This is a genomic window from Streptomyces lucensis JCM 4490 (genome assembly GCF_014650035.1).
GTDB lineage: Bacteria > Actinomycetota > Actinomycetes > Streptomycetales > Streptomycetaceae > Streptomyces > Streptomyces lucensis.
On record NZ_BMUE01000014.1, the window covers coordinates 58,084 to 73,817 of the forward strand.

The 15,734-nt window shown below is 72.9% G+C and carries 15 protein-coding genes; 6 read left to right on the forward strand and 9 right to left on the reverse strand.

The annotated features are described in order from the left end of the window. Positions 1 to 206: 206 nt before the first annotated feature. The 3 genes from IE177_RS26945 to IE177_RS26955 all read right to left on the reverse strand — a co-directional run bounded on the left by IE177_RS26945 (position 207) and on the right by IE177_RS26955 (position 2,475). Positions 207 to 362, reverse strand: a complete 156-nt coding sequence (locus IE177_RS26945) for a DUF6131 family protein (RefSeq protein ID WP_190018038.1) — start codon at positions 360 to 362, stop codon at positions 207 to 209. A gap of 82 nt (positions 363 to 444) precedes the next feature. Next, complete coding sequence (locus IE177_RS26950) at positions 445 to 888, reverse strand: DNA-binding protein (protein WP_190018039.1); 444 nt, start codon at positions 886 to 888, stop codon at positions 445 to 447. Between the two features lie 93 nt (positions 889 to 981). After that, positions 982 to 2,475: a long-chain-fatty-acid--CoA ligase gene (locus IE177_RS26955; protein ID WP_190018040.1), complete on the reverse strand. Its 1,494-nt coding sequence runs from the start codon at positions 2,473 to 2,475 to the stop codon at positions 982 to 984. Between the two features lie 159 nt (positions 2,476 to 2,634). Here IE177_RS26955 and IE177_RS26960 point away from each other — a divergent pair, with 159 nt between their 5' ends. Next, positions 2,635 to 3,801, forward strand: coding sequence for a PucR family transcriptional regulator (locus IE177_RS26960; protein WP_229816287.1), 1,167 nt, complete (start codon positions 2,635 to 2,637; stop codon positions 3,799 to 3,801). A 182-nt stretch (positions 3,802 to 3,983) separates the two neighbouring features. Here IE177_RS26960 and IE177_RS26965 read toward each other — a convergent pair whose 3' ends face one another. Further along, complete coding sequence (locus IE177_RS26965) at positions 3,984 to 6,176, reverse strand: MMPL family transporter (protein ID WP_190018041.1); 2,193 nt, start codon at positions 6,174 to 6,176, stop codon at positions 3,984 to 3,986. A 310-nt stretch (positions 6,177 to 6,486) separates the two neighbouring features. Here IE177_RS26965 and IE177_RS26970 point away from each other — a divergent pair, with 310 nt between their 5' ends. The 5 genes from IE177_RS26970 to IE177_RS26990 all read left to right on the forward strand — a co-directional run bounded on the left by IE177_RS26970 (position 6,487) and on the right by IE177_RS26990 (position 10,124). After that, entirely contained in the window at positions 6,487 to 7,431 is a 945-nt protein-coding gene (locus IE177_RS26970; protein ID WP_190018042.1) for a MerR family transcriptional regulator, read from the forward strand. Between the two features lie 64 nt (positions 7,432 to 7,495). Continuing rightward, positions 7,496 to 8,140 (forward strand): FMN-binding negative transcriptional regulator, encoded by a 645-nt coding sequence (locus IE177_RS26975; protein WP_190018043.1) that lies wholly within the window; start codon positions 7,496 to 7,498, stop codon positions 8,138 to 8,140. 64 nt (positions 8,141 to 8,204) lie between these two features. Next, complete coding sequence (locus IE177_RS26980; RefSeq protein ID WP_190018044.1) at positions 8,205 to 8,786, forward strand: sugar O-acetyltransferase; 582 nt, start codon at positions 8,205 to 8,207, stop codon at positions 8,784 to 8,786. A 14-nt stretch (positions 8,787 to 8,800) separates the two neighbouring features. Beyond that, a complete protein-coding gene (locus IE177_RS26985) occupies positions 8,801 to 9,349 on the forward strand; it encodes a TetR/AcrR family transcriptional regulator (RefSeq protein ID WP_190018045.1) in 549 nt (182 codons plus the stop codon). Between the two features lie 145 nt (positions 9,350 to 9,494). Continuing rightward, positions 9,495 to 10,124 (forward strand): hypothetical protein, encoded by a 630-nt coding sequence (locus IE177_RS26990; RefSeq protein WP_190018046.1) that lies wholly within the window; start codon positions 9,495 to 9,497, stop codon positions 10,122 to 10,124. Positions 10,125 to 10,177: 53 nt separating this feature from the next. Here IE177_RS26990 and IE177_RS26995 read toward each other — a convergent pair whose 3' ends face one another. The 5 genes from IE177_RS26995 to IE177_RS27015 form a co-directional block, all read right to left on the reverse strand. Continuing rightward, positions 10,178 to 11,215 carry an MBL fold metallo-hydrolase gene (locus IE177_RS26995; RefSeq protein WP_190018047.1) on the reverse strand — a complete coding sequence of 346 codons (1,038 nt, stop codon included), beginning with the start codon at positions 11,213 to 11,215 and terminating at the stop codon, positions 10,178 to 10,180. 133 nt (positions 11,216 to 11,348) lie between these two features. Then, entirely contained in the window at positions 11,349 to 12,521 is a 1,173-nt protein-coding gene (locus tag IE177_RS27000) for a histidine kinase (protein WP_190018048.1), read from the reverse strand. A gap of 34 nt (positions 12,522 to 12,555) precedes the next feature. Further along, complete coding sequence (locus tag IE177_RS27005) at positions 12,556 to 14,280, reverse strand: sodium/solute symporter (protein ID WP_190018049.1); 1,725 nt, start codon at positions 14,278 to 14,280, stop codon at positions 12,556 to 12,558. A gap of 49 nt (positions 14,281 to 14,329) precedes the next feature. Then, positions 14,330 to 14,749: a hypothetical protein gene (locus tag IE177_RS27010; protein WP_190018050.1), complete on the reverse strand. Its 420-nt coding sequence runs from the start codon at positions 14,747 to 14,749 to the stop codon at positions 14,330 to 14,332. 77 nt (positions 14,750 to 14,826) lie between these two features. Continuing rightward, positions 14,827 to 15,552: an FAD binding domain-containing protein gene (locus IE177_RS27015; RefSeq protein WP_190018051.1), complete on the reverse strand. Its 726-nt coding sequence runs from the start codon at positions 15,550 to 15,552 to the stop codon at positions 14,827 to 14,829. Positions 15,553 to 15,734: the final 182 nt, after the last annotated feature.

Consider the following 15,734-nt stretch of genomic DNA (forward strand, 5'->3'; position numbering starts at 1 on the left):
ACGGTGTCCACGTCCGCGTGCTGACCGCCGGCGTCCTGTGCGTCGCCGGCGCGCTCGTGGCGGCGGGCGGCGTGCGGCGCGCGCCCGAAGCGGCCGGTCACTGAAGGGCGGTGGGCCGAGTACGCCCGGCCGGGGCGGTGCGCGACACATGCCGCCCGCTTCCCGGCCGGGCGCAGCGGTTCCAGGTCAGCCGGCTACCGCCGCGGTCACCAGTAGTGCCGACGGCCGGCCACCGCGTGGCCCATGGAGCCCAGGATCCACAGCACGGCCCCGATCACCACCAGGATGATGCCGATGGTCCACAGGATCGACAGTCCCGTGATGAATCCGATGATGAGCAGGATGATGCCAAGGGCGATCATGACGTGCCTCCTGCCGATAGCAGTGCTCCTGCTCTCCGGGTGCCCCCACGCGGTGCGTTGAATCGAGCCGTCGCCCCGCTTTCTACTCCGCGTCCTCCCTCTCGGCCGCACGGCCGGCCAGGCGCTCGTAGCGCTGCCTGGCCGCCTGCGGGGTGCCGAGGCCGAGGCCGAAGGCGACCTCGTTCCAGGTCATGCCCCGGCCGCGCGCCATCCGAAGGAGCGAGGCCTCCAGTTCGTCCGCCTCCGCGCGCATCAGCGGGACGAGGCTCAACGCGGCGGTGATGTCGGCGTGGTCCACCTCCGGTTCGCCGTCGTCGAGTTGGGCGGCCCCGCTGAGCAGGAACGACACCAGCCGGACCGCCTCGTGGGGTCCGAGGACCGAGGGGTGGACCTGCCGGTGCCGTTGGCCTTCCGTGGCCGCGTGCCGCTCGGCGATGCGGAACAGCGAGGCGTACACCCGCCGGGCTCGCGCCTGCTCGGGCTGCGGAGGTGTGAAGGGGTCGGTGTGCCCGTCCGTCGATGACATGAGCCGATCGTCCGCGAGCACACGATCTGGCGTCAACCGAATATTGCAAACGAGTTGTTCACCCACTCGGCGGGCGCACGTCCGCCCGCCGCCTCAGGCCACCGGGGCCGTGATCTCCCGCTTGAGGATCTTGCCGCTGGGGCCCATCGGCAGGGCGTCCGTCAGCCAGATGCGGCGCGGGTACTTGTAGGCGGCGACCCGGTCCCTGACGAACCGCTGGAGTTCCTCCGCGCCCGCCTCGGCTCCCGGCCGCAGGACGACGGCGGCCGCCACCTCCTCACCGAGCCGTTCGTCCGGCACGCCGAGGACCGCGGCGAGGGCGACCGCCGGGTGCTCGTGCAGGACCTCCTCGATCTCGCGCGGGTAGACGTTGTAGCCGCCGCGGATGATGAGGTCCTTCTTCCGGTCGACTATGTAGAGGTAGCCGTCCTCGTCGCGGCGGGCCAGGTCGCCCGTGCGCAGCCAGCCGTCGGGGACGGTGGCGGCGGTCTCCTCGGGACGGTTCCAGTAGCCCTTCATCAGGTTCGGTCCGCGCACGGCGAGTTCACCGACCTCGCCCGGTGCGACGTCCCGGCCGGTGTCGTCGAGCAGCCGCACCTCCACGTCGCGGATGGGCGTGCCGATGGACCCGGCCTTGCGCGGACGGCCGGGGTGGTTGAAGGAGACGACCGGGCTGGTCTCGGACATGCCGAAGCCCTCCAGCACCATGCAGCCGAAGCGCCGTTCGAACCCGTGCAGGACCTCCACCGGCAGGGAGGCGCCGCCGGAGACGCACATGCGCAGACTGGACACGTCCGCCGCGGCCTCCCGCGGGTGCTGGAGCAGGGCGGCGTACATGGTGGGGACGCCCTCGAAGACGGTCGCCCGGTCGCGGGCGATGGCGTCGAGGACGGTTCGCGGGTCGAAGCGCGGGACCAGGGTGAGCGACGCTCCGCTGTACACGGCGACGTTCATCGTGCAGGTCTGCCCGAAGATGTGGAACAGCGGCAGGCAGCCGACGATCACGTCCTCGGACGTCATCCGCTGCACCTCGGTGACGTTGACCTCGGTGTTGTGGCGGAGTCCGGCGTGGGTCAGCGCGGCGCCCTTGGGGCGGCCGGTGGTGCCGGAGGTGTAGAGCAGCACGGCGACGTCGTCACCGGCGGTGGCGGCCACCTCGTGCCGCGGCTCCAGGCGCGCCAGTTCGGCGGCGAACGCGGCGGGCTCGACCGCCAGGTGCCGTACCCCGGCGGCCGCGGCGCCGGCGGCGCCCTCTCCGGGCGCCTGGTGCCACTCGAAGAGCAGCACGGCGCCCGAGTCCCGCAGGTGGTACTCGGTCTCGCGCTCCTTCAGCAGCGGGTTCATCGGTACGACGATCCCGCCGGCGCGGAGGACGGCGTAGTACAGGACGACGAACTCGGGCACGTTCGGGAGCATCAGCGCGACCCGGTCACCGGCGCGTACGCCCTCGGTGTGCAGCAGCGCGGCGGCCCGGGCGCTGAGCCGGTCCAGCTCGGCGTAGGTGGTGGTCACCGTCCCCAGCCGCAGCGCCGGGCGCTCGGGCAGCCGGCGCGCCGTGTCCACCAGGAATTCCGCCAGGTTGGCCATCATGCCTCCTTGCATGCGTGCTCTCGGCGCCCACGAGGTCCCGTCGTCAGCGCTCACGGCATCGTGGCGTGCGCCTTCACGGGCGTCCATGGCGGCGCGAACAGTTCGGTCGCCCCGGGTTTGTTCCCAGGGCCAAACCCGCCCCCGTACGCTGCGGGTATGGGTCTGTCGAGTGTGGGTGCCGCGCTGCGTGGGCGGCTTCCCGAGCTGGGTGAGCGGATGGCCGGTCGCATACGGGCGGAGGTCGAGTCGTACGCGGACGACGCGCTCATCCCCTTCGTGTCGCTGCGGGAGTCCTGCCAGGGCAACGCCGACCTGATCCTGGCCCGTTTCGCGTTCGGGACCGGGGCCGACGTGGGGGCCGCGCAGCAGACGGGGCGCCTGCGCGCCGAGCAGGGCGTGCCGCTGGCGGACACCCTGCACGCCTACCGGGTCGGATTCGAGTTCCTGTGGTCGGAGCTGGTCGAGGAGGCGCGCAGGCACCCGGAGGTGACGGACACCGAGCTGGTCGCCGGGTCGTCGGAGATCTGGGCCCTTTTCGGCCGGTACGCGGAGGCGGTGGCGGCCGCCTACCGGGAGGCCAGCGCCGAACTGGCGCTGCAGCGTGAGGCGCGCCGCTCGGCCCTGGCCGAGGCGCTCTTCACGGGCGCCCTCGCCGACCGTACGACGCCGTGGGAGGCGGCCGGCCAGCTCGGTCTGCCGGAGCGCGGCCCGTACGCGGTGGTGGCCGCGACCGTGCCGGACCCCGGACAGGAGCCGCTGCCCGGGATCGAGGCGGCACTGCGCCGGTCCGGAGTCCCGTCGGTGTGGCGTCTGCTGCCCGACCAGCAGATCGGGCTGGTGGCCCTCGCCCACCGCGACGCGGAGTCGGTGAGTCTGCGGGCGCTGCGCCGCCGGCGTGCGCGGGTCGGCGTCAGTCCCCGGTTCGACACGCTGCGGGACACGCCGCAGGCGCTGCGCTTCGCCCGGCTCGCCCTGACCGGTCTGCCCGGCGACGGGCCGGGTGTCACCCGCTTCGACGACAGCCCGCTGGCGATGCTGGTGGCGGCCGCCCCGGCGGAGTCGAGCCGGCTGGTCGAGGTGTTCCTGGGCCCGCTCCTGGCACTCCCCGCGGCCGAGCGTGGAAGGCTGCTGCGGACGCTCGGGCACTGGTACGCCTCGGGGGGTGTGGCCGCCGACGCCGCGGAACGGCTCTTCGTCCATCCGAACACCGTGCGCTACCGCCTGCGCCGCGTCGAGGAGCTGACGGGGCGTTCGCTCTCCGACCCGGTCGCCCTAGCCGACCTGGGGGCCGCGCTGTACGCCATGCGCCTGCTGCCCTGCTGAGGAGGGCGTGCGGGGAGGGTCCTGCCGGGCGGCAGGCCCGACGGACGTGGCAGGCCCGGCAGGCCTGACAGACGTGGCAGGCCCGACAGGCCCGATAGACCCGGCAGACCCGGCAGGCCTGACAGACGTGGCAGACCCGACAGGACCGACGGACCCGGCAGGAGCCCTCCTCGCGCGAAGTGCTAGCCGCGGCGCTCCTCGTGGCTCCCGGCCACCGTGTCCCGGCCGTCGCCGCCGGAGGCGGTCGCGGGCCCGTCGCTTCCGGTGCCCGCTCCCGGCGTCGTCACCGCCCGGTCCCCGTGGCCCGGCCACCACGCCGCGTGGCCGATCAGCGCGGTGAGGCTCGGGGTGAAGAACATCGCCATGACGAACGCGGCGATCGCGATGCCGAAGGAGACGGCGAAGCCCATCTCCGTGAGCAGCGCGTTGCCCGCGAGCATCATCGTGGCGAAGGTCGCCGCCAGGATGAAGCCCGCTGCGGCGACGGTCGGCCCGGCGTGCCGGAGCGCCATGCCGGCCGCCTCGCGCGGCTCACGCCCCTCTCGGGCCTCCTCACGCAGCCGGGCGATCATGAGGATGTTGTAGTCCGTGCCGATGGCGACCACGAAGAGATACATGATCACGGGGAGCATGAACATCAGGCCCGAGTGGCCCTGCCCCTCCTGGAAGATCCACACGGTGGCCCCGAGGGTGGCGCCGAAGCCGAGGCCCACCGAGGCGATCAGGTACCAGGGGGCGACCACGCTGCGCAGGAGCAGCCCCAGGATGACCATGATCAGGACGGCCGCCACGGGGAACACCGTGCGGTAGTCGTGGTTCACCGCGGTGTCGATGTCCTTGTAGATCGACGACATGCCGCCGACGAGGGCCTCGGTGCCGTCGGGGGCGTCGGCGTGGGCGACGTCGCGCACCCTGCCCACCGCCTCGATCGCCTGGTCGGTCGACGCCTCGTGGGTCAGCGTGACGGTGAAGTCCGCGGTGGTGCCGTCCTTGGCGACCTGCGTCATACGGCTGTTCGCGACGCCCTCGACGGCGCCCAGTTTCTTCGCGTAGGCGTCGAAGGACGCCTTGTCCAGCGGCTTGCCGTCGGTGCTGGACAGGTAGACGTCGGTGGGGGCGGCGGCGCCGGCGGAGTACGCCTTCCGCATCTCGTCCTGCACGACCATGGACTCCTTGGTCTTCGGCATCGAGCCGGAGGCCAGGTCGAACGTCGCGTTGAAGCCGAGGGTGCCGAGCGACAGCACGACCAGCACGATGCCGGAGACCGCGGCGGTCAGCGCGGGACGGCGCCGCACGCCCCGGCCGAGAGCGGCGAAGCGGGCGTTCTCCGGCTCCCGCTGCCAGGACTTGGAGGGCCAGAACACCTTGGGTCCGATGAGCGAGACCACGGCCGGGATCAGGGTGAGTCCCGCGACCAGGGTGGCGGCCACCGCGATGGCCAGCGCCGGGCCCATCTGCTTGAGGAAGCCCAGCGTGGACAGGATCAGCGCGAGGAAGGCGATGACGACCGCCCCGGCGGCCGAGGCGATGGCCTCGCCGACCCGGTCGACCGCGTTGACCATGGCCTGCTTGGGTTCGTCGCCGGCGCGCAGGCGTTCCCGGTACCGGAACATCAGGAAGAGGAAGTAGTCCGTGCCCACGCCGAACAGCACGACGATCAGGATCGACGAGATGGAGCTGTTGGCCTGCAGGTCGAACAGTTTCGTGGCATAGGCGATCAGTCCGTTGGCGACGGCGGACACCAGGCCGATCAGTACCAGGGGCAGTACGGCCAGGATCGGCGCGCGGAAGATGATCAGCAGCGTCACCAGGATGATCACGAAGGTGCCGACGCCGATCAGCGTCTGGCCGCGCTCGGAGGAGTCCTCCTGGTCGAGCGCCTGGGCCGCGGAACCGCCGAGCCTGACGTCGAGGTGCGTGCCCTCGGCCAGCTCCTTGACGTCCTTGCGCAGTTCCTCGGCGGCGTCCGCCTGCTCGGGCTGGCCCGCGCTCCGGCGGTCCATCTGGACGAGCGTCAGGTCGTACCTGCCGTCCTTCGACGGCCGGCCGTGGACGACCTTCTGCACCTGGTCGATGTGCTTCTCGCCCAGCTCGGAGGTGATGCGGGCGACGTCACGCCTGTCGGCGGCGGTCAGCGCGGCGCCGTCGGTGCGCTGGTACAGCGCGATCGCGGACGGGGTGAAGGCGCTGGGGAACGCCCTCTCCTGGAGGTCCGCGGCCTTGATGGACTCGTAACTCCTCGGCAGGAAACTGCTCTCGTCGCTGTTCGAGGGCAGACTCGGAGCGGTGGCCACGATCGCCACCGCGGCGATCAGCCATGCCACGATCGTCCAGACGGGATGTCGGACGACGGTGTTGCCTATTCGTCGGAACATGCGGGAGGTCCTCCTGGGCAGGAAGATCACCGCAGCCCGGGGAGACGGACCCCGGCATCGGCGACCTCGGCCGGCACGCGCGCAACGGTCCGGCCGCATGGTTGTCTTGCTCTCACATCGTAGTGACCATGCCCCAACCCCATGGATCCAGGCGCTTGTTGGGCGCGACCGGCATCACCCCGCCGGCCCGCACTCCGGCCCCCAGCCCGGGACCGGTGTGCCCTTTCGCCGCGCCTCCCCCCGCTTGACCTCCGCCCGCTTGACCTTTCCCCCAAGGGCAGGGTTTAGCTTGAGAGCCGAGGTGAGCGGCATGATGATCGGGGAGCTCGCACGCCGCTCCGGCGTGACGACCAAGGCAGTGCGGTACTACGAATCGCTGGGGTTGATCACCCCGCGGCGTCTCGGCAACGGCTACCGGGACTACACCGAGGACGACGTACGCCTCGTGCGGGAGATCAAGGCCCTGCACCGGATGGGCATTCCGGTCGAGCGCACCCGGCCCTTCCTGGAGTGCCTGGCGGCCGGCCGTGCGCACATCGACGACTGTCCCGCCTCGCTCGCCGGCTACCGGGAGGTCATCGACGAGCTCACCGAGCGCATCGAGGCCCTGACCGCCCGCCGCTCGACACTGATCACCAACCTGCGTGCCGCCGCCCACCGGGGCAGCACCGTCGCACCGGCCGGGACGGACGAGGACTACCTGACCCTGCCCGCGGACCTGCCCGCACCCGAGGACGACGGCGCCACGGCCCATCTGCCCGGCACGAAGGCACCGAGGATCACCCTGCCCAGCACGGCCGGCAAGGGCGTCCGCCTGGACGCACTCGGTGCCCGCCGCACGGTGATCTACGTCTATCCCCTCACCGGCCGCCCCGGCACGGATCTGCCCGAGGGCTGGAACTCCATCCCGGGAGCCCGCGGCTGCACCCCCGAGACATGCGGGTTCCGCGACCACTTCCAGGATCTCCTCGAGGCCGGCGCCGGCCGCGTCCACGGACTCTCCAGTCAGGACACCGAATACCAGAACGAGGTCGTGGAACGGCTGGGGCTGCCCTTCGACATGCTCTCCGACCCCGCCCTCACCCTTGCCGACACCCTCGGTCTGCCGACGTTCGAGGCCGCGGGGGCGAGGCTGTTCAAGCGGATGACGCTCGTCCTGCGCGACGGCGCGATCGAGCACGCCTTCTATCCGGTCTTCCCGCCGGACGAGCACGCCGCGGAAGTCCTCGCCTGGCTGCGCGAGAACCCCCTGTAGGACCGGCGCCGCGCCACCGGCGCCCCGAGACCCGTACCCCGATCACCCGGAAAGGCCCGCCCCTGTGTACGTCCCCAAGCACTTCGCGCCCGAAGAGGCCGCCGTGCTCGACCTGCTGGCGAACCACGGCGCCGCCGACCTGGTCACCGCGACCCCGCGCGGCCTGCTCGCCACCCTGCTGCCCTTCGAGTACGACCCGGACAGCGGCGAACTCGGTTCCCTGCTCGGGCACATGGCCCGCGCCAACGACCACTGGCGCGAGCCGGCACAGGGCGAGGCCATGGTGATCGTCCGCGGCCCCGAGGCCTACATCACGCCCTCCTGGTACGCGACGAAGGCGGAGAACCACCGGGTGGTGCCGACGTGGAACTATGTCGTCGCGCATGTCTACGGGCAGCTGGTCGTGCACGACGACCCGGCCTGGGTCGAGGCGCAGATGCGCCGCCTGACCGACCGGCACGAGTCCGGGAACGCCGAGCCCTGGTCCGTCGACGAGGCCCCCGCCAAGTACGTCGAGGGGCGGCTGCGTGCCGTCGTGGGTGTCGAGGTCCTCATCAGCCGCGTCGAGGCGAAGTTCAAGCTGAGCCAGAACCAGCCGCGGCGGAACGTCGAGGGCGTCGTCGCGGGTCTCGGAGCCCGTGACCGGGACCACGACGCCGCCCTCGCGGCCGCGGTGCGCGCGCACAACCCGGACCGCGCCGCGCCGTGACCCGGGGCGCCGCCGCCCCAGCTGGAGCGTACGTTCGTACACCCCGCAGTGTACGATCGTACACATGGCCACGGACCACTTCGCCGGCGACCCGCGCACCAATCTGGAGCGCATGCTCGCGGGTGACCTGTACATCGCCGACGACCCGGAGATCGCCCGGCGGCAGCAGCGTGCCATGCGGCTCGCCGCCGGCTACCGCGCCGCCTACGTCGAGGACGCCCGGAAAGCGAGGCCGATGCTGGCCGAACTCCTCGCCGAGGTGGGCGAGGACGTCGACGTACGGCCGCCGTTGTACGTCGACTACGGCAGCAACATCTCCATCGGCGCCCGCACCTTCGTCAACTACAACCTGACCGCGCTGGACGTCGCCCGGATCACCATCGGCGAGGACTGCCAGATCGGTCCGAACGTCCAGCTCCTCACGCCCACCCACCCCGTGGAACCGGAGCCCCGCCGCGACAAACTGGAAGCCGCGCTCCCCATCACCATCGGCGACAACGTCTGGCTCGGCGGCGGGGTCATCGTCTGCCCCGGAGTGAGCATCGGCGACAACTCCGTCATCGGCGCGGGCTCGGTGGTCACCAAGGACGTCCCGGCCGGTGTCGTCGCCGTCGGCAATCCCGCCCGCCCCGTGCGCACCCTCTAGGCACGCCACCGGACATGGCCACCGGACACACCGATCCGCAGCGGCGCGAGCGGATCCTCGCCGCCACCCTCGACCTGGTCAGCGACGAGGGCGTCGCCGGCGTCTCCCACCGCAAGATCGCCACGCGCGCCCAGGTGCCCCTGGGCTCGATGACCTACCACTTCACCGGCATCGACGACCTGCTGCGCCAGGCCTTCACGCGCTTCGCCGACCACATCGTGGCCGTCTTCGAGCACCACCTCGGCGGGGCGAGCGGGCCCGAGGAGGCACGTGAAGCCGTCACCGGCCTCGTGCACGCGCTGTCCGAAGGGCCACGACGGGACCTCGTGCTCGCCCAGGAGCTGTACACCCTCGCCGCCCGGCACCCGGAGTACCGCCGGCTGACCGCACAGTGGATGCGCCGCAGCCGCCGTCTCCTCGAGCAGCACTTCGACGCGGACACCGCCCGCCAACTCGACGCCCTCATCGAGGGACTGACCCTGCACCGGGCCCTGGACGACTCCCCGCCCGACCGGGCGCTGACCCGCCGGGCCGTCACCCGCATCACCACACCCACCGCATAGCGGCGCCGGGCAGCCGGGCAGCCGGACATCTCGCGCACCGGCGCCCCGGCGGGTGAATGCACGTGTGAACATGGCCGAACCAAGTGGAAACAGGCCTACCGGCCCGTATCATCCGGGACACATCGCGGTTGTCACCGGAGGACAGATGCCTGAGAACACCACACCCGTCACCGAGTTGACGTCCCACTACGTCAACCAGGTGGCCGGCGACCTCGAACAGAACCTGAAGGAACAGGAACGCATCACAGCGGAGATCACGGCGCTGCAGGAGCAGTTGGCCACGCTGCAGAAGGACCACACCATCCTGGTGAGCATGCAGCAGGCACTCGGCGTCACAGCTTCCAAGGGCACGGCCGTCGCGCCCGACAGCCCGGTGGTCCCCGCTCCGCGGAAGAAGCCCACCGCCGAGCCCGGCAAGCACCGGACGGGGAAGGCGGAGCCCGGTGCGCGGCCCAGGGCGAGGAAGCGGTCCGCGAAGCGAACGGCCGGGCCCGCGGCCGCGAAGGCGGCTGCCGGGGCGGCGCAGCCCACCCTCGTCGAACTGGTCCGCGATCACCTGGCACAGCAGAGCGAACCCCGCTCCGCCGCGGAGGTCGCCGAGGCGCTCGGCAAGGCACACCCCGAACGGGCCTTCCAGACCAAGGTCGTGCGCACCGCTCTGGAGAGCCTCGTCGCCAGGAACGGCGCCCAGCGCACCAAGCAGGGCACCTCCGTCTTCTACACCGTTACCGCCACCGCGGAATCCGCGCGGGAGGCCCGGCCCCCCGCGGAGTGAGCGACCGGGCCGGAGCGCGGGGAACCGGCCGCCGGTGCTCCGCGTCCGGCCGGTCACCGCGTGCGCGTGTAACGGTCGACGCCGTCCGCGCGGGTCACCGCCGCGTCGCCGCGCAGGACGAGCACGTCCAGGTGGGCGACCGTCTCGTTGACCGCCAGCATCTGGTTGAGGGCGTCGAGGTCGTCCAGCCGCCTCTCCCTGCGGGTCCAGGGGAGCCGGCGGGCGACCGTGAAGGCGTCGTGGGTGCCGTCCCCGAGCGCGGCGAGGGTCCGGTGGAGACGGTCGTCGTGGTGGGCGAGCAGTTCGGCGACCCGGGTGTGCGTGCTGTCGGCGACGGGTCCGTGCGCGGGCAGCAGGCGGGCGTCGGCATGGCGGGTCATGAGCCGCAGCGAGTCCAGGTAGGCGGCCAGCGGCCGGCCACCGGGTGCGGCCGGCTCGAACCCGATGGACGGTGTGATGCGCGGCAGGACGTGGTCGCCGGAGAACAGCAGCCCGCGCCGTTCGTCGAGGAAGACCACATGGCCCCTGGTGTGACCGGGAGTCGGGACGACCTTGAGTTCACCGCCCCCGAAGCGCAGGGTCTCCGCGTCCAGCCAGCGGTCCGGCGCCTCCCAGTCGGCGGGGTCGTAGCTGTCGGGGTAGGCCGCCCGGACGCGGTCGGCCAGTTCGCCGGCTCCGGCCTGCCGCAGGGTCCTCAGTGCGGTGGACAGCCCGCCGCGCAGCTCGTTGAGCAGTTCCAGGCCCGGGCGTTCGCCGGCGCCGAGGTAGACGCGGGCGCCGAGCAGCCGGCGCAGTTCCACCGCCTGGGTGTAGTGGTCGCGGTGGATGTGGGTGACCAGGATGTGGCTGATGTCCCCGAGGTCCCGGCCGATGGCGGTCAGCGCCTCCTCCAGGGCCTTGCGCGCCTCGGGGACGGCCCAGCCGCCGTCGATCATGACCAGGCCGCCGTCGTCGGCCAGACCCTCCAGCAGGTAGACGTTGACGGCGTGCAGACCGTCGTTCGGAAGCGGCAGTGGCACGCGGTGCACTCCGGGCTGAACGGTCTGGACGCCCGCTGTGGCCCAGGGGCCCTGGTCGAACCGCGTTGCCATAACTCTCCCCGTACTGCTGTGCGTCGAGGGACCCGCCCCTGAGGTGGGGGCCCGTGTCCGGTCACGAAGACGGCGCCGTCGCCGACGCAGAAGAATACGGCGTGGACGATCTCCGCCGGCTCCCCCACCCCTGTCACGCCCGGTACTTGGGGATCCGCACCGTGATCTTCGTCCCCGCTCCGACGCCGGTCTCGATGACGAGTCCGTGCTCGTCCCCGTACACCTGCCGCAGCCGTTCGTCCACGTTGCGCAGGCCGATGCCCGCCGTGGGTCCGCCGTCGCCGCGCAGGATGCGCCGGAGCCGGTCCGGTTCCATGCCGACCCCGTTGTCCTCGATCACGATGCGGACCGTCGCCCCCTCGTCCAGGGCGGCGATCGTGACGCGGCTGCGTTCTACGCTCTCCTCCAGACCGTGCTTGACCGCGTTCTCCACCAGGGGCTGCAGGCACAGGAACGGCACCGCCACGGGCAGCACTTCCGGTGCGATCTGCAGGGTCACCCGCAGGCGCTGCCCGAACCGGGCGCGCACCAGCTCCAGGAACTGCTCGATGGAGCGCAGCTCCTCCGTCAAGGTGGTGAACTCCCCGTGGCGGCGGAACGAGTACCGGGTGAAGTCGGCGAACTCCAGCAGGAGTTCCCGGGCACGCTCGGGGTCGGTGCGGACGAACGAGGCGATGGCCGCCAGGGAGTTGTAGACGAAGTGCGGGGAGATCTGGGCGCGCAGCGCGCGGATCTCGGCATCGGCCAGTCCCGTTCGGGTCCGGTCGAGGTCGGCGAGTTCCAGCTGTACGGAGACCCAGCGTGCCACCTCCTCGGTGGCCCGGACGACGGCTGCCGACTCCCCCGCGCCGAGCACGACGAGTGCGCCGAGCACGCGCCCGTCGACGGTCAGCGGCGCGACGGTCCCCCGGCGCACGGGGCAGTCCGGTTCCCGGCAGTCGACGGGGAACGTCCGGCCGCGGCCGGTGGCCAGCACCTGGCGCACCCGGTCCAGGGCGGTGTGCTCGTGGTGCCGGCCCGGGCCTTCCCAGGCCAGCAGCGTGTCCTCGTCGGCGAGGGCGAGCGCGGCCGTGCCGAACAGCGGACGGAGCCGGCGTACCGCCTTGCGGGCCGCGTCCGCGGTGAGCCCGGCGCGCAGCGGGGGTGCGGCCAGCGAGGCCGTGTGCAGGGTACGGAAGGTGGCGCGCTCCACGGGTGTGCCGAGGCCCGTGGTGTCCCCAACGGACCGGCGGGCGAGGAGGTGTCCCGCGGCGAGTCCCGCGGCGAACAGCAGCGCGCCGCCGGCGACGAGGGCGAGGCCGGTCACGCGCGGGTCCGGGCGGCGGGTGGGCGGGGTGGTGTCATGAGGTCGCTCCCGCCGGGCGTTCGGGCAGGTGGAGGCGGGCCATGGCCGCCTCGGTGCCGGCCGGTACCCGGTCCCGGGTGGCCACCGAGACCAGCACCATCGTGAGGAAGCCGAGCGGCACCGACCACACGGCCGGCCAGGCCAGCAGGGTGTGCGTCCAGCCGTCGGCCGGCGGCCCGGCGATGGTCAGGCCGACGGCGGTCAGGGCGCTGCCCCCGCCGGTGAGCAGGCCCGCGATGGCGCCGGGCGCGGTGAGGCCGCGCCACCAGATGCCGAGCACCAGCAGCGGGCAGAAGGACGAGGCCGCCACGGCGAAGGCGAGTCCCACGGCGTCGGCGACGGGCAGCCCGCTGACGGCCACGCTCGCCGTGGCGGGGACCGCGATCGCCAGGAGCGTCGCCAGCCGGAAGTGCCGGACGCCGAGTGAGGGCAGGACGTCCTGGCTAAGCACGCCCGCGACGGACAGGGTGAGTCCGGAGGCGGTGGACAGGAAGGCGGCGCAGGCGCCGGCGGCGATCAGGGCGCCGAGGAGGTCGCCCGCCACACCGCCGACGAGGCGTTCGCACAGGACGAGGACGGCGGCGTCCGTGTTGCCGGTGAGCAGCAGGTCGGGGGCGTAGATGCGGCCGAGGACGCCGTAGAGGGGCGGCAGCAGGTAGAAGCCGCCGACGAGGGCCAGGACGACGACCGTGGTGCGGCGGGCGGCGCGGCCGTCCGGATTGGTGTAGAAGCGGACCAGCACGTGGGGCAGTCCCATGGTGCCCAGGAAGGTGGCGAAGATCAGCCCGTACGTCGTGTACAGCGGATGGTCGTCCCTGCCGCCCGACAGGGGGGTGGCCCAGCTGGAGGCGCCGGTCCGCGGGCCGCTGCCGCCGTCCCGCTCGGGCACCGCGGCGCCGGGCGGGAAGCGCAGCCTCGTACCGGCCCGCACCTCGTGCACTCCGGGGTCGAGCAGCAGGGCGGCGTTGTCGTAGCGCTTGCCGTCCACGGCGCCGGCCGCGACGGCCCGCAACGGCTCGTGGAGCCTGATGCGGACGGTGCTGTCGACGGTGACCTGGGTGTGGCGGCGGAAGGCCGGCGGTTCCTCCAGGGCGGCGCCGGGCCCCGGGTCGCCGTGCCAGGCGACGACCAGGAAGACCGCGGGCACGAGGAGGGCGGTCAGCTTCAGGCAGTACTGGAACGCCTGGACGAAGGTGATGCTGCGCATCCCGCCGGCGGCCACGGCCAGGGCGACGACGACGGCGACGAGCACTCCGCCCAGCCGGCGCGGTGCGCCGGTGACGAGGCCGAGGGTGAGGCCCGCGCCCTGCAGCTGGGGAAGGAGGTAGAGCCAGCCGATGCCGACGACGAGCACGCTCGCCACGCGGCGTGCGGCCGTGGACTCCAGCCGTGACTCGGCGAAGTCGGGCAGGGTGTAGGCGCCGGAGCGGCGCAGCGGGGCGGCGACGAACGCCAGCAGCACCAGGTAGCCGGCGGTGTATCCGACGGGGAACCACAGCATGTCGACGCCCTGGGCGGCGACGAGGCCGGCGATGCCGAGGAAGGAGGCCGCCGAGAGGTACTCGCCGCTGACGGCCATGGCGTTGAGGTACGGCGGCACCGTGCGGGAGGCGACGTAGAAGTCCGACGTGGTGCGGGAGATGCGCAGTCCGGCGGACCCGATCACCAGGGTCGCTAGGACCGCCGCCAGGACGGCGGCGGTGCCGTACGTCTGGTTCACCCGGCGGTCCCGGGGGCGTGAGCACGGCGCGGCTGGACGTCGGTCACCGTCAGGCCCTTCCGGTGGGGTCTCCGGCGTCCCGTTCGTTGCGTTCGGCGTGTACGACGTACCACCGGCCGATGAGCAGGAGGGCGGGGTAGGCGGCCACGCCGAGGACGGCCCAGACGACCAGGGCGCCGCCGGGCCGGGTGGCCGCGTCGGGCAGCGCCCTGAAGGCGAGGGGCAGCGGGCCGATCAGGGCGACCAGCAGCCCGGACGTCATGGCGGCCAGCCGGAGCTGACGGCTCATCAGCGATCTGACGGCGGCGGGGTCGGCGGCGGGATCCTCGTGCGCCCGGATCCGGGCGGTGCCGCGGGGGCCGTGACCCCGGCGGGGGGTCCGGGCGGTGCCGGAGGGACCGTGGCCCTGACGGGAGGTCCCGGTGGCCCCGGTGACCACTTCACGCCGAGGAGTCCCAGGTGCACCCATGCCGCGTCCTCCGACCCGCGATGATCACGCTTGGCGTTGGAGTCTACGCACGACCCGTCCATCGGGGTAGGTTCCGGTCAATCCCCGGCGCCGCGTTCCTCCAGCAGACCGGTGACCTGCGGGGTGACGACCTCCCACGCGGCGGCCGGCAGATCGCCGAGCGCCGTCTCCCGCAGCGCGTCGAGCACCTGTCCGGCGCCGGTGGCGACGGTGGTGCCGGCGCTGAGCACGTCGTAGCCGTCCCGCACGGCGACCAGGAGGCGGTCGCCCCGGCCGTCGCCGCCGTGCAGCGCCGAGGCGACGACGAGCGGCGGCGGCCCACCCGCCTCGGCCGGCAGCTTCCGGTACGCGGAGGCGACCGGCGCGCTCCAGCCGAGGCTGAGCAGTACCGGTCGCTTGGCCACCAGTTCGGCCAGGTCGGTCTCGCGCACGCCGCCGGGTTCCAGCACCGCCGCCCGGGCGTCCAGTACCAGCGCCGCCGGCAGCAGGCAGCGCAGTGTGCTGCCGACCAGGTTGCCGCCGACCGTCGCCGTCCGCCGCACGGCGCCGGTTCCCACGGAACCGGCCGCCAGGCGCAGTACGTCCGGCACCCGGTCGTCGATCCGGGTCAGGACCACGGCGGCCCCCAGGGTCCGCGGCCCGATGACGTTGGCCTCCGGCACCTCGCGCAGCGACACGGCCGCCTGCGGGAAGCCGTCGCGCTGCCAGGTGGCCCACAGGAGGCTCGCCCCGCCGATCGGCACGGCTCCTTCGGCCAGGTACTCCCGCGCTTCGGACACCGATGTGGGCAGACGCAACAGCACAGCAGCCGACCTGCCTTCCTCGGGGAGTCGGGCGGCGGACGCACGGCGCGCCGGCCACCACCCCGCCGGAAGCGCAGTCTTCACGCACCGCCGGGGGCGCGTCCAGGGCTCACGCGAGCACACCATGCGCCCCGCCGGCCGGCCCGCACCGTCGTCCTGGCGCGGCGTGTCCGCCTACCGTG